Source organism: Neorhizobium fuzhouense, from assembly GCF_042611105.1.
Lineage (GTDB): Bacteria > Pseudomonadota > Alphaproteobacteria > Rhizobiales > Rhizobiaceae > Neorhizobium > Neorhizobium galegae_A.
The window spans coordinates 216,930-236,942 of sequence record NZ_JBHFFP010000008.1; the positions used below are offsets into that span (position 1 = coordinate 216,930).

General features: G+C 63.4%; 16 protein-coding genes. 6 read left to right on the plus strand and 10 right to left on the minus strand.

Features of this window, described 5'->3' with window-relative positions; all coding sequences use genetic code 11:
* Positions 1-8 precede the first annotated feature (8 nt).
* Entirely contained in the window at positions 9-539 is a 531-nt protein-coding gene (locus ACEXP3_RS15915; RefSeq protein ID WP_377298154.1) for a cytochrome b/b6 domain-containing protein, read from the plus strand.
* 68 nt (positions 540-607) lie between these two features.
* On the opposite strand, the gene ACEXP3_RS15920 is transcribed toward ACEXP3_RS15915, so the two are convergent.
* Both ACEXP3_RS15920 and ACEXP3_RS15925 read right to left on the minus strand, forming a co-directional pair.
* On the minus strand, positions 608-1,000 hold the full coding sequence (locus ACEXP3_RS15920; RefSeq protein ID WP_377298155.1) for a diacylglycerol kinase: 393 nt from the start codon (positions 998-1,000) through the stop codon (positions 608-610).
* Entirely contained in the window at positions 997-2,628 is a 1,632-nt protein-coding gene (locus ACEXP3_RS15925) for a phosphoethanolamine transferase (protein ID WP_377298156.1), read from the minus strand. The genes ACEXP3_RS15920 and ACEXP3_RS15925 overlap by 4 nt, the downstream gene beginning before the upstream one ends.
* 395 nt (positions 2,629-3,023) lie before the next feature.
* Here ACEXP3_RS15925 and ku (ACEXP3_RS15930) point away from each other — a divergent pair, with 395 nt between their 5' ends.
* Positions 3,024-3,815 carry a non-homologous end joining protein Ku gene (gene ku, locus ACEXP3_RS15930; RefSeq protein ID WP_377298157.1) on the plus strand — a complete coding sequence of 264 codons (792 nt, stop codon included), beginning with the start codon at positions 3,024-3,026 and terminating at the stop codon, positions 3,813-3,815.
* 290 nt (positions 3,816-4,105) lie between these two features.
* Here ku (ACEXP3_RS15930) and ligD read toward each other — a convergent pair whose 3' ends face one another.
* The 5 genes from ligD to ACEXP3_RS15955 all read right to left on the minus strand — a co-directional run bounded on the left by ligD (position 4,106) and on the right by ACEXP3_RS15955 (position 9,682).
* Positions 4,106-6,613 carry a DNA ligase D gene (gene ligD, locus ACEXP3_RS15935; RefSeq protein ID WP_377298158.1) on the minus strand — a complete coding sequence of 836 codons (2,508 nt, stop codon included), beginning with the start codon at positions 6,611-6,613 and terminating at the stop codon, positions 4,106-4,108.
* A gap of 3 nt (positions 6,614-6,616) precedes the next feature.
* Entirely contained in the window at positions 6,617-7,465 is an 849-nt protein-coding gene (ku, locus tag ACEXP3_RS15940; protein WP_377298159.1) for a non-homologous end joining protein Ku, read from the minus strand.
* Complete coding sequence (locus ACEXP3_RS15945; protein WP_377298160.1) at positions 7,462-7,773, minus strand: hypothetical protein; 312 nt, start codon at positions 7,771-7,773, stop codon at positions 7,462-7,464. Before ACEXP3_RS15945 ends, ku (ACEXP3_RS15940) begins: the two co-directional genes overlap by 4 nt.
* 70 nt (positions 7,774-7,843) lie before the next feature.
* Positions 7,844-9,427, minus strand: a complete 1,584-nt coding sequence (locus tag ACEXP3_RS15950) for a S10 family peptidase (protein ID WP_377298161.1) — start codon at positions 9,425-9,427, stop codon at positions 7,844-7,846.
* Between the two features lie 96 nt (positions 9,428-9,523).
* A complete protein-coding gene (locus ACEXP3_RS15955) occupies positions 9,524-9,682 on the minus strand; it encodes a YqaE/Pmp3 family membrane protein (RefSeq protein ID WP_210106098.1) in 159 nt (52 codons plus the stop codon).
* A 277-nt stretch (positions 9,683-9,959) separates the two neighbouring features.
* On the opposite strand from ACEXP3_RS15955, the gene ACEXP3_RS15960 reads away from it, so the two are divergent.
* From ACEXP3_RS15960 to ACEXP3_RS15975, 4 genes are all read left to right on the plus strand, one after another.
* Positions 9,960-11,123: a GH25 family lysozyme gene (locus tag ACEXP3_RS15960; RefSeq protein WP_377298162.1), complete on the plus strand. Its 1,164-nt coding sequence runs from the start codon at positions 9,960-9,962 to the stop codon at positions 11,121-11,123.
* A gap of 190 nt (positions 11,124-11,313) precedes the next feature.
* Positions 11,314-11,673: an antitoxin Xre/MbcA/ParS toxin-binding domain-containing protein gene (locus ACEXP3_RS15965; protein WP_377298192.1), complete on the plus strand. Its 360-nt coding sequence runs from the start codon at positions 11,314-11,316 to the stop codon at positions 11,671-11,673.
* Positions 11,639-12,166: an RES family NAD+ phosphorylase gene (locus tag ACEXP3_RS15970; RefSeq protein ID WP_377298193.1), complete on the plus strand. Its 528-nt coding sequence runs from the start codon at positions 11,639-11,641 to the stop codon at positions 12,164-12,166. The genes ACEXP3_RS15965 and ACEXP3_RS15970 overlap by 35 nt, the downstream gene beginning before the upstream one ends.
* 147 nt (positions 12,167-12,313) lie before the next feature.
* On the plus strand, positions 12,314-14,002 hold the full coding sequence (locus ACEXP3_RS15975) for a flagellin N-terminal helical domain-containing protein (protein WP_377298163.1): 1,689 nt from the start codon (positions 12,314-12,316) through the stop codon (positions 14,000-14,002).
* A gap of 51 nt (positions 14,003-14,053) precedes the next feature.
* Here ACEXP3_RS15975 and ACEXP3_RS15980 read toward each other — a convergent pair whose 3' ends face one another.
* From ACEXP3_RS15980 to ACEXP3_RS15990, 3 genes are all read right to left on the minus strand, one after another.
* The gene (locus tag ACEXP3_RS15980) at positions 14,054-16,339 is read right to left on the minus strand and encodes an FdhF/YdeP family oxidoreductase (protein ID WP_377298164.1); all 2,286 of its coding nucleotides are present in this window, start codon (positions 16,337-16,339) and stop codon (positions 14,054-14,056) included.
* Positions 16,340-16,452: 113 nt separating this feature from the next.
* Positions 16,453-18,807: a mechanosensitive ion channel family protein gene (locus ACEXP3_RS15985; protein ID WP_377298165.1), complete on the minus strand. Its 2,355-nt coding sequence runs from the start codon at positions 18,805-18,807 to the stop codon at positions 16,453-16,455.
* A gap of 173 nt (positions 18,808-18,980) precedes the next feature.
* The gene (locus ACEXP3_RS15990) at positions 18,981-19,925 is read right to left on the minus strand and encodes a 2-hydroxyacid dehydrogenase (protein WP_377298166.1); all 945 of its coding nucleotides are present in this window, start codon (positions 19,923-19,925) and stop codon (positions 18,981-18,983) included.
* Positions 19,926-20,013: the final 88 nt, after the last annotated feature.

Genomic DNA, 20,013 nt, shown 5'->3' on the forward strand with positions numbered 1-20,013 from the left:
TGCCGGCGATGGTCAGGGTCTGGGACCCTTATGTGCGGGTGTTCCATTGGGGACTGGTGACGAGCTTTGCCGTTGCCTGGTTTTCGGCGGAAGACCTGCGACACGTGCATGAATTTGCCGGATATACCGCCGGTGGGCTGATTGCCGCGCGCCTCGTCATGGGCATTGCAGGCTCGCGTTACGCGCGTTTTTCCCAGTTCGTTCGTCGTCCCACCCGCGTGATCGCCTATGCCAGCGACGTGGTGGCGCATCGCGAGCGGCGCTATCTCGGCCATAATCCGCTGGGCGGGCTGATGGTGTTAGCGCTGATCATTCTGGTCGCGTCGGTTGCCTTTACCGGCTGGCTGCAGACCACCGATGCCTATTGGGGCATCGAATGGGTGGAAGACCTGCACCGGCGGCTGGTCAATGTGATGATCGGCTGCGTCATCCTGCATCTTGCCGGCGTTCTCGTGGCAAGCCTCAGGCACAGTGAAAACCTCGTTCGTGCCATGGTCACCGGCGTCAAGCGCCCGCCCGCTCCCGGCGACGTGATCTGAGACAAGAGACATCACCGCAGATGATAGGCGAGGCGCCGTGGTTCTTCCCACGGCGCCTCGCGGCGGTTTCAGAGCCCGGGCAAAAGCCCGAGCTGCGTCGCAAGCGTTGCAACGATGAGCAGCGCCCAGGCGACAAGGCCGCAATAGACGGCCAGCGAGCCCAGATCCTTGGCATGCCTGCCGGTCAGCGATTGCTCCGGCGAGATGCGGTCGATGATTTCCTCGATCGCGGTATTGATCGCCTCCACCGCCACCACCAGCAGAAACAGCATGACCAGCGCCACGTAGCTCAGCGCCTGGGCGCCGATTGCGGCAAAGAACATCAGCGAAGCGGCAAGGGCTGCCACTTCATGGCGAAAGGCCGTTTCCTGCCACAGCCGCCCAAGCCCGTTCAGCGAGTAGCGCTGGGCGGCGGCCAGGTGCTTCAGGCCGCCGATCTTGTGCGATGGTTCCGCGCTCAACTGTTGGCCGCCTGGCAGACGCTCATGAGGTCGAGCTTCGGATTGCGCACCTCGGTGTCCACCTGCATCATGCCGAGGACCGTGTGGAACAGGTTGTCATGCGATTGCGGCAGCGAGACCTGCTTGGCCCAGCAGGCGGGATTGGTGCGGCGTTTCGCCTCCTCGCCCAGCCACAGCACGAAGGGGATATGGGTCTGCTGCGCCGGTGCCACCACCCAGGGTGCGCCGTGCAGGAAGAGACCCTTTTCCCCCAGCGATTCGCCATGGTCGGACATGTAGATCATCGAGGGCGAAATCCGCCCTTGCTGCGCGTTCAACATGTCGATCACGCTGGCAAGGATATGGTCGGTGTAGGCGATCGAATTGTCATAGGCATTGACGATATCGTCGCGGTGGCACTTGGAAAATTCCGACGAGCGGCAATCGGGCGTGAACAGGCGGTATTCGTCGGGATAGCGGGCGTAGTAGGCCGGGCCATGACTGCCGAGCTGGTGCAGGACCAGCACGCTGTCGCCGGTCACCGAGTTCAGCCACGCATTCAGCTGGTCGAGCAGGATGGCGTCCTTGCATTCGCCATTTTCGCAGAAGCGCGGGTCATCCGAGCGGTAAAGCTCCTTGTAGGGAATGCGCTCTGCCATGCCCTTGCTGCCGGTATTGTTGTCCCACCATTCGGTGCGGATGCCGGCATGCACCAGCACATCCATGAGGTTTTCGCGCGCCAGACCCTTGCCATGCGAATAGCTGCCGCGGCCGAGGCCGGAGAACATGCAGGGCACCGAGACGGCTGTTGCCGTGCCACAGGAGGATGTATCGGTGAAATACAGGATATCGCGCTTGGACAGTTCCGGGTTCGTCGCACGGGCATAGCCGCCGAGCTGAAAACTGTCGGCACGCGCCGTTTCGCCCACCACGACAATGGTGACGCGTGGCTTGCGGTTGGAAGCCGTCGCGGCATCGCGGACCTTGGCATCGGTGCCGATCGGTTGCGCGACGATATCGCGCTCCTTGGCGGAACCCGCCAGATAGCGTCCGGCGCTCACCATCGGGAAGATCGGATTGAGGGTGTCGAACCAGTCGCGGTGCTGGCGCGTGGCAAAGGCAAAAATGCCGGCCTGCGCCAGTCCCGCGCCGAGGAGGAGCGCGAGGCAGGGGACGATGATCGCCATGTTATAGGCGAATTTCCTAGGAAAATTGCGATGACGGATCCGCGCCCAGGCAACCAGCGCCGACGGCAGGAGGCCGTAGAGCACCATATGCACGACAAAGCCTGCCGTAATCAGGTGGTTTGCTTCCGGCATGGAGGTTTCGGCCGCGTTGCGGATCATATCGAGATCCACGATCACGCCGAACTGATCCATGAACCAGGCCGTGGCGGCGGCAGTAAGGATGAAGAGGATCAGGACCGGCTTCATCAGGTACTTGACCGACACCGTCACAAACAGCGCGACATAGCCGCCGGAAAGGCCGACCATCAGGCACGCGAGCGCCAGGTTCTGCCCGGACAGATAAGTGAAGGTCTTGCCCCAGAAGGACTGGTTCAACGCGAACAGCACATAGAGTGCCGTTACGATCGCAAGCGTGACACTGCCAATGCGCGGCCGGCGGGCCAACAATGCCTCAAGTTTCAATGCGATGTCCTTCCCGAGGCATTGGCTGGACCGACGTCCAGGGTTGATGTCTGTTCATGAGGCAGTGGGAAAAATTCCTGACAGCAGCCTGAACGCGGCGTTACAGCCGGCTCGGCGCTTGGTCGCAGCAGCGCGTCATGTCGCTCTGCGCCATCGGGCGGCGCACCGCATCAACAGCCCGGAACTTCCGCCCTTCTCGACCATTGTCAGGGTCTGGTGGGAAATAACGGCGCAGAGATCGGCATCACTCAAGATTGTGGCTCGTGTATAGGTGGTACGGTTTATTTTATGCAAGACCTGATACTCTTGTCGCGCGGTCTTCTAAAATAAAACGGCGCGACTTTCCACAAGAATTCGAAGAACGATACTTGGCGTCATGAAGCGGGAGTAAGGCATTGGCGAGGCAAACGTTCTGGAAAGGTCATTTGCGGCTTTCGCTTGTCACGGCCGCCGTTTCGCTGACGCCGGCGGTGTCGCAAAGCGGCAAGATCCGCTTCCACGTTCTCAACCGGCAGACCGGAAACCGGGTCGAAAGCCGCTATGTCGACAGCGTGACCCACAAGCCGGTATCGGACCGCAACCAGGTTCATGGTTTCCCCAAGGAGGACGGCGAGTTCGTTCTTCTGGATGATGAGGAGATCGATGCGGTGGCGCTGGAAAGCACGCGCATCATCGATATCGAGACCTTTGTGCCGGCCGGTTCCATCGACTGGATCTGGTACGACCGGCCGCATTTCCTCAAACCCGAGGACAAGATCGGCGCAGAGGCTTTTGGCGTCATTCGCGAGGCGATGAAGGCAAACGGTGTCGTGGGTATTGCGCGGCTCGTTCTTTACAAGCGCGAACACGCGGTGCTGCTGGAGCCGTCGGGCAAGGGCATCATCCTGTGGACGCTGCATTATGCGGAAGAAATGCGCGAGGCCGTCGATACTGTTGAGCGTAAGAGCGGGATCGACAAGACGCTGGTTGCGGATCTCGGCAAGCGCATCAGGTCAAAGAAAGCCGACTGGACGCCATCGCTGGTTCAGGATCCGATCCAGAAGGCGATCAAGCGCCTGTTGACGAAGAAGACGAAGGATAAGCCGGCTGCGAGCGCGAAGAAGACGCAAGGTGCTGCGAAAACCGGCGGCAATGTCGTCAACATCATGGATGCGTTGAAAAAGAGCCTGCAGGCGGAGCGCAAGTAATACCAAGTGTCGGTGATAGGAACCTATAGGATGGGTCACGACCGGTTTCTGGCTAGGCGCGGTGCGCAGCGCGATGCTGGCGCATCGGGCAAGCGCCGCAACGACGGCAGGGGCCGGTCGTGATCCACCGTCGGCAGGCTTATCGAGCCTTCTGGCGTTGTCGAGGTTCTTGACCGATGCGAAAGCATCGCTCTTCAAACCCCTCCTAGCCAGAAAACTCGATAAACCTGTCCTATAGGTTTCTATCATCGACGCTTGGTATAGAACGCGCCGCCCGGCCGGGGGCTTTCTTACCGCTTGCCTTTAGGAAGCGGCCTTGCGGCGGCGAAAAAGCCGTCCCACGGATCGGCAGATAGCGCGTGCAGCCGCTTTGCCATCGTTGCAACGGTAAAATAGTCGGGTCCGATGGCCGGCGTCAGCTCCGACCAGTCGATGGGGGTGGAGATCGCAGCGCCCGGCCGTGCGCGGGTGGAATAGGCCGCAACCGCCGTATTGCCGCGGCCATTGCGCAGATAGTCGACGAAAATGCGTCCGCGGCGCTTGGCCTTGATGGCGACGGCGAGATATTTGTCCGGCTCGGATTTCGCCATGTCGCCGGCCAGCGTCTTGGTAAAGGCCTTCACCTCGGCCCAGGTGGCCGCAGGCTTGAGCGGCGTCACCACGTGAAGTCCCTTGCCGCCGGAGGTTTTGACGAAGGCTGCGAGCCCCATCTCCTCCAGGCGCCGCTTCAGCTCCAGCGCGCCCTCGATCACCGCCGGCCAGCCGACATCCCCGGCCGGATCGAGATCCATGGTGATCATATCCGGCTTCTCGAAGGAGCGGGTCGTGGCGCCCCAGGGATGGATTTCGAGCGTTGCCGATTGCACGAGCGCCATCAACCCGTCGAAATCGGTGATGCGGATCAGCGGTTCGCCGCCCTTGTCCTTCGGGTCGGCGATCTGGCCGATGGTCTTGCTCATGCCGCGCCAGGCATGTTTCTGGAAGAAGCGCTGGCCATCGATGCCCGACGGGCAGCGCAGCAGCGACAGTGGCCGGTCGACGATGAAGGGCGCGATATGGCGCCAGACGCTGGCATAGTAATCGGCAAGCCCCTCCTTGGTCACCCCGTCCTTCGGCCAGTAGAGCCGGTCGGGATGGGTGAAGCGGATCGAGGAGGTTTTCGGCTTTTCCTGAGGCACGGTCTCATCCTCCCGGTGGATCTCGTCTGCCGGCTTGTCTTCGCGAAGGCCGCGGAAGGAGGCATGGCGCAGGTTGCCATCGCCGGACCAGCCGCGAAACTCCACTTCCGCCACCGCGATGGGCGTGACGTAATGAAGGTCACGCCGGGCAAGGGCGGATAGCTTTTCGGAAAACGGGCTGTCCTTGGTGGTCGTCTGCTCGAGGCGTTTGAACAGCATTTCAGCCACGGATGCAGTAAAGCCCGTGCCGACACGCCCGACATGGGACAGCTTGCCCTCCTTGTAGACGCCGAGCGCCAGCGAGCCGATCGCCTGGTCGGATGTGGAGGAGAGCGTATAGCCGCCGATGACAAATTCCTGCCGAAGCGAGCATTTCGACTTCACCCACTCTCCGCTGCGGCCTGAGGCATAGCGGCTGGCGCGCTGCTTGGAAATGACGCCTTCGAGGCTGAGCCTGCAGGCATGATCCAGCACAAGATCGCCGTTCTCATTAAAATGCTCGCTGTAGCGCAGGGCGTCGTCGCCGGAGGGCAGAAGCTTTTCCAGAAGCGCCTTGCGCTCCACAAGCGCTGAGTTCCTGAGGTCCATGCCATCGAGGTGAAGAAGATCGAAGGCGTAATAGACAAAGCGGTCGCTGCGGCCTTCGCTCAGATCCTGTTGCAGGGCGGAGAAATCCGAGGCGCCGTTGTCGCGCTGCACGACGATTTCGCCATCGATCAGCGCCTTGCGTGCGGGAAGGGCGGCGATGGCTGCGGGCACGGCCGTGCCGAATTTTTCCGTCCAGTCTAGGCCGCTCCGGGTCAGCAGTTTCACCACGCCGTCTTGAAGATGCGCCTGCAGCCGGTATCCATCGAACTTGATCTCGTGCAGCCAGCGCTCGCCGCGCGGCGGTTTCGGCTTCAGCGTGGCAAGCGCGGGCGCGATGAAATCGGGCAGTTTCGCCTTCTTCGATCCTTTGGGAAAGGCATGCGCCTGTTCCTCGCCGGCCGAAGCCTTGCGCGCCTTGGCAGACAGCGGCTTTGAGTTCCAGGTATCGTCCGGCTTTTTCGCCACCTCCTCGATGCTGCGGCCGGTCTTTACCGATAGCGGCAGTTCGTCCAGAAGATCGGCGCCGCTGCCGGGGCGCGCCACCTCATCCTCCACCTTGATCAGCAACCAGTTTTCACGCTTTTCCTCGGGCTTTCCATGCATGCGCACCAGATGCCAGCGCCCGGAGAGCTTTTCGCCATCCAGTTCAAATTCCACATGCCCCTTGCGGTAACCGGCCCTGGCATCGCCCACCGGCTGCCAGGTGCCGCGATCCCAGACGATCACCGTGCCGCCGCCATATTGTCCGCGCGGGATGACGCCTTCGAAATCGCCGTAGCTGAGGGGGTGATCTTCCACATGAACGGCAAGCCGCTTTTCGCCCGGATCAAGGCTTGGACCGCGTGTCACCGCCCAGCTTTTGAGGACGCCATCCATTTCCAGCCGGAAATCGTAATGCAGGCGGCGCGCGGCATGTTTCTGGATGACGAAGCTTGCCCCTTCCGAAGCAGCGCCCTTGTTCGCCGCCTCGTCGCCGCTCGGCTCAGGCGTGGCATCGAAGCGGCGTTTGGCCTTGTAGCGCTGCAAGCCCATGGATCAGCCCACCTTCTTGCTCTTGCTATTGCGTGGAGCGCTTGCCTTTTTCGCGCTCGGCTTGGATGTCTTGGGGGCTACGGCACCCGCACTTTCGCGCAGCGCCTGCCTGAGGTCGATGACATTATCCCGCTTTTCAGGAGCGCGCTTCTCAATGGGGCGGCCCTCGATCTTGGCTTTCACCAGTTCCCCCAGCGCATCATTGTAGCGATCCGTATAGGCGCTCGGATCGAAGGTGCCGGAGCGCTTGGCGATGATATGGCCGGCGAGTTCCAGCATCTCGTCGTCGAACGAAACGTCCGGAATGCCCTTGAACACGGTTGCCTTGGCGCGCACCTCGTAATCGTAGTTCAAGGTGGTGGCGACCAGCGCATCGGCCTGCGGGCGGATGAGCAGAATGCGGTTGCGGCGAAACAGCACCGCTTCGCCAAGCGCTGCCACGCCTTCCTTTTTCATCGCGCGGGCAAACACAGCGAGGCCTTCGTCATCTGCCGGCGAGGACGGGCTCAGATAATAGGGGCGGTCGAAATAGAGCTTGTCGATCTCGTCGCAATCGAGAAAGCCGGTGATGCGGATCACCTTGTCATTGTCGGGCATCAGCTGCGAAAGCTCGTCGCCCTCGATGATCAGGTGCTCGCCGTTTTCCAGCTCATAGCCTTTGACCTGATCGTCCCTGTCCACCGCGTCACCGGTGTCGCTATCGACATATTGCCGTTCGACACGATTGCCGGTGCGGCGGTTGACGATGTTGAAGGATATCTTTTCCGTCGAGGTCAGCGCCGAATAGAGCCCGACGTCACAGACAAGGTCACCGAACTTCAGATGACCTCTCCAACTCGCCCGCCGCGTCATGGGGTGTCTCCTTGAGGGGCATGATCATCGCTTGCAGCGCGCTCGCGAGCAAGAAGCCGCTCGACGGCGGCCACATCCACATCGGTGATGACGGGCACGGGATCGCCGGCCATTGCCGCCAGAACCTCGCTGGAGAGCCCGCCGTTTCGGGCGGCCCATTCGATGGCTTCGCGCGTTTCCCGCTCGGCTTTCAGCTGCGCGTAAAGCGCAAGGATCAGCCGGTCGCGCCCATCGGCACCTTGTCCAGTTGGCCGGGGCGAGGGGGAACGGGTCGAGGTTGAAAGGGGCGTGCGCTCGTGATCTGCCATTCCCCTTCAAGTGGCAAAGGGGTGCGAAAGTTCCCGCCCCTTCGTGTGGAATCTGAAGGCGGCGAAAAATTCAGTTGCCGGCCTTTCCGACCTCGTAAAAGGCGCGGGCATCCTCGAACATCGCGCGGCGGTCGTCGTCACGGGTGTAGAACATGTGTCCGCCGCGATAGAGCTTCAGGCTGGCGCGGTCTGTGACGAGATCCGCCGGCAGGTGGTTCAGCACATAGCGGCTCATGCCATAGGGTGTGAGGATATCGCTATAGCCATGCGCCACCATCAGCCTGAAGGAGGGGATGACGGAGAAGAGATCGCGCAGATCGGTGGAAATGCCGGCCGTGACGCGGTTGTTTTCGCTGCCGCGACCGCCGTTCCATTCCCACTTGCGGTTTATCTCTTCGTTCAGCAGCGTGTAGGTCATGTCGGTGCGAAAGCCCAAAATCTCGCGGGCGTAGGCGGCGAAGGCCGAACCGTAGGCGCGCGTGTACCCTTCCAGAACCGGATCGTCATTGCGCCCGTAGGGTGCTTCCGGATAGGCGTCGGGAAGTGCAATGCCGGCGTCATAGGGGCTGACAATGTGCCCCGCACCGGCGGCCTGCTTGGCATAGACATTGCCGACGAAGCCGCGCGTGCGTGCCGCGACGTCCGCCGGCACGCCGGTCAGCTGCGCAATCCTGCCGTAGAAGCCTTTTGCCCGCTCGCCCTGCGGCTCGGCGCCGGCAAGGGTGGTGAGGTATTCACCCATGGCAAAGCTTTCGGCATCGGCGAGGCTTTTCACGTCGAATTGCCCCTTCCGCTCCAGTTCGGCCGCACCAAGCGAGGGGAGTTGCAGGGCAGCCGCCAGCGGATCGTCGTCGGCGCCGAACAGGAAGCGGCCCTCCATCAGCGGCGAGACCATGATGATGCCGGACGGGATCATGTTCTGGCTATTCTTCAGCGCAATCGCAACTTTGGCGGCGCGAAAGCCGCCATAGCTTTCGCCGAGAAGATATTTGGGCGCTGACAGAAGATCGTTGGCCTGAACGTAGAGCGTGACAGCCTTCGCAAGGCTTTCGGCATCCTGGCGCACGCCATAGAAACGGGAAGCCGCCTCTTCGTTTGCAGCCCGGCTCCAGCCGGTGCCGACCGGGTCGATCAGCACGAGATCGGTAAAGGCAAGCCAGCTTTCGGGATTGTCCTTCAGAACCGGCTGCGTGCCGTCGGCATTGTCGCCGGAAAACGGCAGGATTTTGGGGCCGACGAGGCCGAGATGCAGATAGGCAGAGGCGGCCCCCGGTCCACCGTTGAAGGCAAAGGTGATGGGCCGGCCCGGCGCCCGGTCGCGGGCGCGGTAGGCGGTATAGAAGATCTTTGCGGTCACCTTGCCGTCTTGTCCGCGCAACGACAGCGTGCCGGCGGTCGCCGTATAGGCAAGCGGCCCGGCTTTCGTTTGCAGCACATGATCGGTGGTGACATCGGCCGGCAGGAGGCTGAAAATGCCGGCGGCATCCTCCTTTGCCGGCTCTTGTGTGTTGCGTTCAGCCTGCGCCTGCTCCGGGGGCTGGTTGCCACTGCCCTCGCCCTCGGCAGGCGCCTGCGCCAATGCCGGGGCGGTCAGGAGGCACAGGGTGAAGAGCGGCAGAAAGGGGATCAGTCGCACACGGTCGTCCTTCTTCATCGTCGTCATCCGGCAAACACCCGGCGGCAAGCACTGTAGGGCGAATTGGCGTGAGGCAAACTCAACTCGGCTTGATCGACGACCGGGCGGGGCCCGTTACTTCCGCACGATCACCCAGATGGCATGGATGATGCCGGGGATATAGCCGCAGAGCGTCAAGAGGATGTTCAGCCAGAAATGCAGGCCGAGACCCACCTGCAGGAAGACGCCGACGGGCGGGAGCAGGATGGCGAAGAGAATACGGATGACGTCCACGGGAATTCCCCCTTTTGTTCCAACAGAGGACCCACAACGCGGCAAGGACGAATTGGTTCACGGCAGATGTCGGGAGGCAAGATGCCCGAGCGCCATGCCATATTTCCCGTCGATAAACTTGCGGACACATTCCAGTGAGCGCATGCACGCGAACCGGGCCTTCGATGCCCTGTAAAGATTGCATTCAGCTTTTGCCGGTAAAACTCTGTTAGCGATAAATGCGGGGACCCATGGCGGTGCCTCGTCCGGCCCGTTCGTGTACAGAGTATCCGGTTTCATGCGTATTTCTGCCCTATCGACGATCCTCCTCGCGAGCCTGGCAATTGCCGGCTGCCGATCCAGCACGACGGAAGACGTGCTGTCGATCGCGCCCTCGCAGGAAACCACCGGCGCCATTCTGGCGCCCGTGCCGCCGGCTTCCCTTGGCAGCAATGAAGCGCCTCGCGCCATGGCGAAGACGGCCCGCGCGCAGCGCCCGCCGGCGGCCGTGCCGGCCGACCGGCCCTACGTCGTCGACCAGCCGATGGCCGATATCGGCGCCGCCCGTCCCGTCGTTGCTCCTCCCCGGGCCGCGCAACCGGACGCCCCGCATCCCGACGCCCTGGCCTGGGCCGGCGACAACGGCCGGCCGCAGCAGCTGGAAGAGGTCGCCTTTGCGGCCGGCGCGCCGCTTCCGATGGAGCGGCCGGCGATTGCCCCGGCCCTGCGGGAGCCGTCGGGCGCTCGTTCGCGCATCTATCGCCACCGTTTCGGCGATGCCAAGCCGATCAATTTCGGCCGCGTGTCGCCGCGCAACCACGCCGTCCACGGCGTCGATGTCTCGCGCTGGCAGGGCGATATCGACTGGGCGAAACTCAGGTCGCAGGGCGCCAACTTCGTCTATATCAAGGCGACAGACGGCGGCGATCATCTCGACCCGATGTTCAGGCAGAACTGGCGCGGCGCCGATGCCGCCGGCATCAAGCGCGGCGCCTATCACTTCTTCTACTGGTGCCGGGTCGCCAGCGAACAGGCCGCCTGGTTCATCCGCAACGTGCCGCGCGATCCGAACGCCCTGCCGCCGGTCATCGACGTGGAATATAACGGCGATTCCAGCTGCAAGCGCCGCCTGTCGCCGGAAAAGGTGCGCGAGAAGATGCAGGTCTTCATGGATCTCCTGGAGCGCCATTATGGCAAGCGCCCGGTCATCTATACCGCCCCCGACTTCTATGCCGACAACCTGCGCGGCGCCTTCCAGGATTATCCCTTCTGGCTGCGGGCGGTGGCCCAGCATCCGTCAAAGGTCTATCCGGGCCGCCGCTGGCTGTTCTGGCAATATTCCGGCTCCGGCCTGTCGCAGGGCGTCTCGGGCAAGATCGACCTCAATGTCTTCCATGGCAGCGAGGAGGAATGGCATCGCTGGTCGGGCGGGCGTTCCGGCGGAGCGATCGCCGCGCGCTGATTGTCAAACACTTAGCGGTCCGCCTCCGCGCGCGCGTTCGCCGATTGCTGCCGTCGCGATCCGGGGCGGAGGACCGATGTGTCTCACTGCGCAGCGTTTGGCAGGCGCTGCTTGCATTGAGCCGATGATGCGCCTATCTTGAGCACCATAAGATCAGATCATGCTCAGGAGATGCGCCTTGTCTGCGCTCATGTTCGAAAAGGCTGCCATGTCCTTTGGCGATCCGCAATCGCCCTTCCTGTCGCCGCGTCGGGTGTCGGAGCTTCTCGGCCTGACGCAGGTGGAGCTTGCGCGCATGATCGGGGTTGCCCGCAACACGCTGTCGGCCAAGGCCGGCCAGCGCAAGGTGGATCAGGCGTTGAGCCCCGTCGTGCGGATCCTCGCGATGGTGGCCGAGATGGCCGGCGACGAGCAGCGCGCGGCGATCTGGTTCAAGCATCAGCCGATTCCCGGCTGGGCCGGCAAGACGGCCTATGATCTGGTGTGCGAAGGCAAGGCGGAAAAAGTTCTCCAGTATCTCGAAGCGGTCCGGTCCGGCGTCTATGCCTGACATGATTTTATGGCGGGCCTATGTGCCGCAATGGGCGCACGCGCCGCTTTCGGGCGAGGGGGCTGCCCGGTTCGGCGGGCGCTGGAACCCGGTCGGCCAGCCGACCATCTATGCCGCACGCGAGCTTTCCACCGCCTGGGCGGAATACAATCAGGGATTTGCGCAGCACCCGGCGCTGATTGCGCAGCTGACGCTGTCCGGTGCGCGGCTGGCAGACCTCACGGATGCGAAGCAGTGTGCCGCGCTTGGCATATCCCCAGCCATCCACAGCTGCGAATGGCGGGCCGATCTCGATGCCGGGCTCTTGCCCGAAACCCACGCGACGCAGGCGCGGCTGAGGGCGGTCGGCTTCCATGGCGTGATCTATCCGTCCTTCATGTCGCCCGGCGGCAGTTGCGTGGCGCTCTGGCGCTGGAACTGGCCCAGCGCTCCGACGCTGTCCGTCATCGATCCCGACGGCCGCCTGCCGAAGACCGCCGCCTCCTGGCTCTAGCCATTCAGACCCGCGTGATACGTTCCGGCACGAATGTGACATCTCGTCATGTCGGGTTAATCTCCGGTTAACCACGATTTTGCACGTTGCGATTGTCAAGACACATCGCCCCCACATGATTCTGCGGGGCCTTCTGCCGAGGTTTCCGTGACATCCATCCTGACCAATACCGGCGCGATTTCCGCGCTGCAGACGCTGCGCGCCGTCAATGCGCAGCTCAGCCAGACGCAAGGGGAGGTCGCCTCCGGCCTGCGGATTGCCGACGCCGCCGACAATGCCGCCTACTGGTCGATCGCCACGACCATGCGCTCGGATAGTCAGGCGATCTCGGCCGTCGGCGATGCGCTGAACCTGGGCTCGGCCACCGTCGGCGTGGCCTATGCCGGGCTCGATTCGGCCGTATCCGTGCTCGACGAGTTCAAGGCAAAGCTGGTGGCGGCAAGCGAACCGGGTGTCGATCGCCGAAAGGTGCAGAAGGAGCTTGACCAGCTGAACGGCCAGATCGAAAGCATTGCCGCCTCTGCCAGCTTCAACGGCCAGAACTGGTTGAAGACGACCTACACGGACAATCTCCTCGACACCACGCAGAACCTGAAGACCGAACTCGTGGCCTCGTTTGCCCGCACAGGCGGCAGCGTCGAGATCTCCACCATGGCGGTCGATCTAGGAAAGACCAGCCTGCTCAACACCGGCGGCGGCGGCATTCTGCAGAAGGAGCCGTGGGCGCTGGGCGACATCGGCGGTTTCCGCGACGTCTCGATCAACAGCTTTGCCCATAACGGCCACGAGGACCATAATTTCACCGGACCCGCGACGCTCTCGCCAACCGATTCGATCAGTTTCGACATCACGGTGGATTCCGGCACCCATTCGCCGGGCGTGACGGCGACGGTGACGCTGACCAAGGCCGATGTCGATGCAGCGCTTGGCACCACAACCGGCACGATCCAGACGGCGGAGGATTACCGCCGGGTTCTCGAAACCTATTTCCAGGCCAACAGCATTCCGGCCACCGCCTATTCGAACTGGTCGCATGGGGTCAACGGCATCGAAATCGGCAGCAAGGAGACGTCGGGCGAGCCGGGATCGAGCATCTTTCTCTCCAACTTTTCCTCAACGCTTGCAGGCAACACGGCGCTTGGGCTCGAGAACCCGGCCGGGCTTGACCATGATAATATGTATCCGTCGGGTTCCCTGTCGTTTTCCGGCGCCTTCCAGGTGCATCGCACCGCCTCCATCTCCTTCGATGTGGCAATCGGCCCGCATGCTGTCAGCACCGTCACCATCGACCGCGATACGGTAAATACGGCGCTGGGCATCACCAATGGCACGGTCTCGACGGCTGCAGATCTCGCAACCGTCATCAATTTTGCCGCATCCGGCACCGACCTCTTTGCGAGCGCCACCGGCAATTTCGTACAGTTCGGCGCCGACCAGACCGTGTTTCCCGATGCCGGCAATCGCGCCGCCCATGTCTATCTCGGCAATGTGCGCGACAATCTCGGCTATGCGCTCGATTTCGATCTGGCCGAGGTCGACATCACCACGCCGAAGGCCGATATCGCCCATTATCTAGAGGGTGTCGACTTCATGCTGCAACGGATGACGGATGCCGCCAGCAATCTCGGCGCCACTGAGAACCGGCTTTCCCTTCAATCGGAATTTGCCAAGGGGCTGGTTGAAACTCTCGACACCGGCGTTGGCCTGCTCGTGGATGCCGATCTCGACGAAGCATCTGCCCGGCTGAAGGCCGAACAGACCCGCCAGCAGCTTGGCATCCAGGCGCTCTCCATTGCCAATAGCAGCACGCAGAACCTGCTCAAGCTGTTTCAATAGCCAATAGCCAGTGGGCGTGAGGCGAGGGGCCGGAGAACCCGGCCCGCCCGGTCAGCCGGCCTCAGGGCTGGGGACGATGCGCACCGGCACGGCCTTCGACGCCGGTGTCTTCGACTGGATATCGTGGTGGGAAAGCGGCACCAGCACGTTCAGCTCCGGATAATAGCCGCCGAGACAGCCGTCCGGCAGATCGAATGGGGTCACCTTCAGCCCGCCGACGAAGCGGTTCTTGCCGTCTTCGGCATCCGAGGAAAGGCCGACGACCTGCCCTTCGGAAAGCCCGGCGCGGGCCATGTCGTCCGGGTTGATGAGGAGCACATCGCGCGTGCCCTCGATGCCGCGCAGGCGGTCGCTATAGCCATAGATGGTGGTGTTGAACTGGTCGTTACTGCGCAGCGTGATCAGCCGGAAGCGCCCCGGCGCATCGTCAAAGCCTGCGGCCGAGAGTGCCGGCGGCACGGAGAACTCGGCCCGGCCGCTCTTGGTTTTCCAGATGCGTTCGCGCGCACTGTTGCCCCGATAGAAGCCGCCGGGGGTGAACATGCGACCGTTGAAATCGTGAAACTGGTCGGGATAGGTCTGTTCGATGAGGTTGCGCACCAGCCCGTAATCGCCGACCCATGCGTCCCAGGTGACCTTGGGATTGGGGGAGAGGGTTGCCTTGGCGATGCCGGCAACGATCGCCAGTTCCGACAGAAGATCGGGGCTTGCCGGCTTGCGCCGTCCAATCGAGCCGTGGATGCAGGAAAACGTGTCCTCCATCGTCACCGTCTGCGGACCGGTTGCTTGGGCGTCTTCTTCGGAGCGGCCAAGGCAGGGCAGCAGATAGGCCACCTCGCCATTGACGAGATGGCTGCGGTTAAGCTTCGTGGCAATCTGGACGGTGAGGCGCATATTCGTCCACGCCGGTTCCATCACATTTGTATCTGGCACCGCGCGCAAAAAATTGCCGCCTAGGCCGATGAAGCCTTTCACGGTTCCTTCCAGCATGCCCTCGCAGGCTTCGACTGTGTTCATGCCCTTGTCCATCGGCGGCTCGAAACCGAAAAGCTCAGCCAATCGGTCCATCGGCACCAGCTCCGGCTTTTCCGAAATGCCGACGGTGCGCTGGCCCTGCACGTTGGAATGGCCGCGCACCGGGGAAATGCCGGTGCCGTCGCGGCCGATATTCCCCTTCATCAGCAGGAGATTGACGAACATGGCGATATTGTCGAATCCGTGAACCTGCTGCGTCAGCCCCATGCCATAAACACCGATGACGCGCTCGGCTTCGACATAGACCTGTCCCGCCGCCTGAAGCGCCTGCCGGGTGAGGCCGGAATTGCCTTCGATTTCCTCCCAGCTTGTGGCGCGCACCGTATCGAGAAAGGCATCGAAGCCGGACGTGTGGCGCTCGATGAAATCGAGGTCGAGAACGCTGCGACCCTCTCTCTGGGCCTCCTCGTGCTTTTGGAGCACGTGCTTGCAGAGGCCCATCAGGGCTGCGATATCGCCGCCGGCTCTTACCTGCAGATACTGGCAGGAGATCGGCGTCTCGTGGCCGGTCAGCATTTCGGTCGGGCTTTGCGGGTTGATCATCGCCTCCAGCCCGCGCTCGCGCACGGGATTGAAGGTGACGATGCGACAGCCGCGCTTCACCGCCTCCTGCAGCGGGTGGAGGAAGCGCGGGCTGTTGGAGCCGGTGTTCTGGCCGAAGAAGAAGATCGCGTCGCAGGTGGAGAAATCTTCGTAGACGGACGTGCCGACGGGTTCGCCGATCACCGTCTTCAGCGCCACCGAGGTCGTCTCGTGACACATGTTGGAGCTGTCGGGCAGGTTGTTGGTGCCATAGAGCCGCGCCATCAGCTGATAGAGATAGGATGTTTCGAGACTGGCGCGCCCGGAGGCGTAGAAAATGACGGACTTCGGATCCAGCGCCTTCAGCTCCGCGCCGATGGCCGCAAAAGCCTCGTCCCAGGAGCAGGGCACGTAGCGGTCGATGGCCCGGTCGAACCGCATCGGATGGGTGAGGCGGCCCTGATGTTCAAGGTCGTGGTCGCTCCAGCCTTTGAGTTCCGTCACCGTGTGCTTTTCGAAAAAGGCCGGCGTACAGCGGCGGTGGGTCAGTTCCCAGATGGTTGCCTTGGCGCCGTTCTCGCAAAATTCCAGCACATTAGGATTGGCAGGCTTCGTCCAGGCGCAGGATGTGCACATGAAGCCACCGGGCTTGTTCTGGTGCGCCAGCGTGTCGAGCACGGCTGGCGTCGGCCACTCATTGCCGAAAATGCGGGTGATGCCGCGCAGCGAACCCCAGCCGCCCGCCGGCCCCTTGTATTCCACGGTGCTCTGGTCGGACATGGTTTTTCTCCCTTGGCTGCTGCGGGTCTTCGACCCTGCGGCAACTCGGGGAAGCTCCTATGGTTCCAAGTACCATGTCTGGCCGGTTAAGACAGCGACGCAATGTCGCGCACTCAGCCGGCCTGGCTGACCGGCAGCGGCACGACGGTTGCGGCCGCGCCGCTTTCTGCGACCGTGCTTGTGCCCGAGCGCACCACCACCGCATTGGAGGCGAGCGGCAGACCCGCCTCGCGGCAGGCGGCGAGCAACCGTTTCATGCCCTCGCGCTTGATGAGGCTCGGTTTTCCGGGCCGTGCGGTGAACTTGAAGCGAATGACCATGGAGGTTTCGTTGACGCTCTGGATGCCCTGCATCTTCAGCGGCACGAGGAAATCGCCGCCGAATTCCGGATGCTCCAGAAGCCCGATGCCGACCTTCTTGGCTGTCTTGCGGATGGTTTCGAGATCCGCCTCGCGGTCGAAGCGCAGCTCGAATTTCGTCGTGCCCCAGTCGCGGCTGTAATTGGTGACGGAGGCAATCTGGCCGAAGGGGATGGTATGGATCGGGCCGTTGTGGTGGCGCAGACGCACCGAGCGCAGCGAGATCTGCTCGACGGTGCCCATGAGCTTGCCGCAATCGATATATTCGCCGATGCGAAAGGCATCTTCGGCCAGGAAGAAGATGCCGGAGACGACATCCTTGACCAGCGTCTGCGAGCCGAAGGAAAGGGCAAGGCCGAGCACGCCGAAACCGGCGAGAAGCGGGGCGACATCGATGCCGGCGGACGAAATTACCACCAGTGCCGCAATCGCCATCACGGCGCCGAGGATGAGGTTGCGCACGATGGGCAGCACCGTCGTCAGCCGGCTTGTCGCCTTCTCATGCGCCTCGTCTTCCGTTCCGGGCAGGATGACGGCGGTGGTCGGGGCAATTGCCTCGAAATACTTGATGAGGAAGCTGCAGAGGCTCCAGCTGACGATCAGCGAGAAGCTGAGCTTTTCGAGCCAGACCAGCCAGGAGGTGATAAGCGTGGTTGCGCCCATCATCAGCGGCTCCCAGAGCTCCACGATGAGATGCAGGCCGGTCAGCCAGACAGCGCCGGCAAGCGGCGTGCGCAGGCTCCACAGCAGCACGGAGGGAAGCCCCGCGCCGTATTTCTGCTCGCGCCGGCGTGCCCTTGCCGTCACCAGCGACACGATGGAGAGATCCAGGATGGGGATCATGATGATGAGGAATTGCGTGGTGCCGGCTGCGCGCGCCCAGGCGGCATTGTGCGCCGTGCCTGCGACGAGAAGGCCGGCAACCCAGATCAGCACGGCCGAAACGATATAGAAATCGGCAAGAGCCGTGCCGACCGCGCGCCTGAACGGGCTTGCATCGCGTCCGGCAAACACCTCGGCAATGTCGCGCCTGCCGGCGATGAACCACCAGAGCTTGACCACCGTCAGCACCGAACTGGTGAGGAACAGCCAGCTGTCGGCGGCCTCCGGCGCCAGCATCCGCACATCGGCGAGCCGCACCGAATTGCCAATGAAGGCATTCAGCGTGCCATAGAGCGTCATCATGGCGAAATGCCAGTTCGGCCGGTTGATGTTGATGAGCGGCGAGCGCCCGGCAAGCGCCGGTCTGAAGGCAAAGCGCGCCACGGCCATATAGATCAGCATGCCGGTGAAGGTCGCGACGATGGCAAGCGCCACCTGATGGGAAAACAGCCCGCGCGGCATGGCCTTCTGCAGCACGCCATGGGAAATGGACAGGAAAAGCGAGATGCCGATGGCATCGATGGCGAGCCGCACGCTCGCGCGCCAGAAGGGCTGCGCCGGGACATGCGGCAGGATGAGGCGTCCAAGGCCGAGCGTCACGGCTGCGGCAACGGCAAACCCGCAAAGGCCCGCAAACAGCGCGTAAAGCAGTGCGTCGCGCGGGCCATAACGATCTGCCTCGAGCGTTGCCCAGCTGGAGCGGAAGGCTGCCGGCAGGCCGAGAACGCCCTGCGCCGACATCTGCGTGCCCTTTGCAAGCGCCTCCCAGACATCGGAGACCACCCACATTTCCGTCATGGTGACGGTCGGCGCCGGGCGGGCGTCGGCAGGCGCGGGCACGGTGGCTGCGGGGGCGGCTGACGAAGCGGCTGCGGGCGCTACTTGCGACGGGGCGGGGGAGGGCTGGCCCGCCGGCGCACCGGCAGCGACTGCCGGTGTGGGGGGAGGAGCGGGTGCGGGGGCCTGTGTCGGGATGGTGGCCGCTGCCGGCGTCTCGGCCGGGGCGCCCGATGACGTCGGGGCCGCAAGGCGGATCTCGACGGGCCGGCCGCCGGCGCCCGCCGCTTGGACCGCGGCATCGATATCGGCCGGGTTCTGGCCGGGATTGACGACAATCGTCACCGCCTCGGCCGCCCGGGGCGCGCCCGGCGCTGACAGGCTGAGGAGCGAAAATGCGGCAGCCGCAAGGGCGCGGCAGGCGAAAGGCAGGCAACGCGGTTGCGTCATGCGTCATATCCACGGGCGCGCGGCCCGGTTCTTGGCTAAAGCTTCGCCCGCTGCCGCCTTGATGGACGGCAGATAGGTCCCCAAGTCCGATGATGCCTCAGAATGCGCCCCTTTGGCAACGGTTTTGCGGGCAGCGCAACAGGGCGGTCTCGAAGTACGGGAGGGCAGCCCGGTCAGTAGCCGCGCTGGCGGTCCACCGTCTTCGGCAGCGTGCCGCTTGCCCGCCACGCGGCGATGTTTCCCGCCACGATGCGCGCTGCCGTCACCGGCGTCGTCGGGGCCGAAATATGCGGCAGCACGGTGACGCCCGGATGCGCCCAGAACGGCGAGCCTTCCTCGAGCGGCTCCTTTTCGAACACGTCGAGCACGGCATGGTCGAGATGGCCGCGATCGAGGGCCGCGAGGAGATCCTCGGCCACCACCACGGCGCCGCGGGCAAAATTGATGAGGGACGCCCCTTCCGGCATCAGCGCCAGCCGCTCGGCATTCAGAAGGCCGCGCGTCTCGGCGGTCAGCGGCAGCAGGCAGACGAGGATGTCGCTGGAGGCAAGAAGCGTCTTCAAGCCCTCCTCGCCGTGATGGGTGACGACGTTCTCCAGCACCTTTGGCGAACGGCTCCAGCCCTCGACGCGAAAGCCGGCCTGCGTCAGGCGTGCGGCACTTTCCGTGCCGAGCGCGCCAAGGCCGAGAAGGCCGATCGCCACATCGCCCGGATGGCGATATTCGCGCGGCGCCCACATCTTCTCCGTCTGGGACTTTCGGTAGGCCGGCATGTCGCGCTGCAGGTAATAGGTCCAGGCGAGCACCGCTTCCGCCATAACCCGCGACAGTTCCGGATCGACGAGGCGCACGATGGGCGGCGCCGTGACGCCGAGTTCCATGACCAGCCGCTCGACGCCGGCCCAGAGGCTGTGGATGAAGGAGAGGCCCGGCAAGGCGGCCACATCCGCGGGATCGGGATTGGCGACGATGGCGATTTCGGCAAGCCGGCGCTCCTGCGGTTCAAGCTCGCCGAAGGGCAGGATGCGCTCCTCGGGCATGGCGCGGCGCAGCACCTCCAGCCAGGCCTGTTCCTCTTCGCGGTTAAGACGCGTGACGAGTGCAATGGGCGGCAGCATGGCGGGAGACTCCGAATCCAGACGTGGTGCAGAACAGTTAGGCTGGAGCGCCTTGTGGGCGCGGGCCCCCGATGCGTCAAGCCGCGCA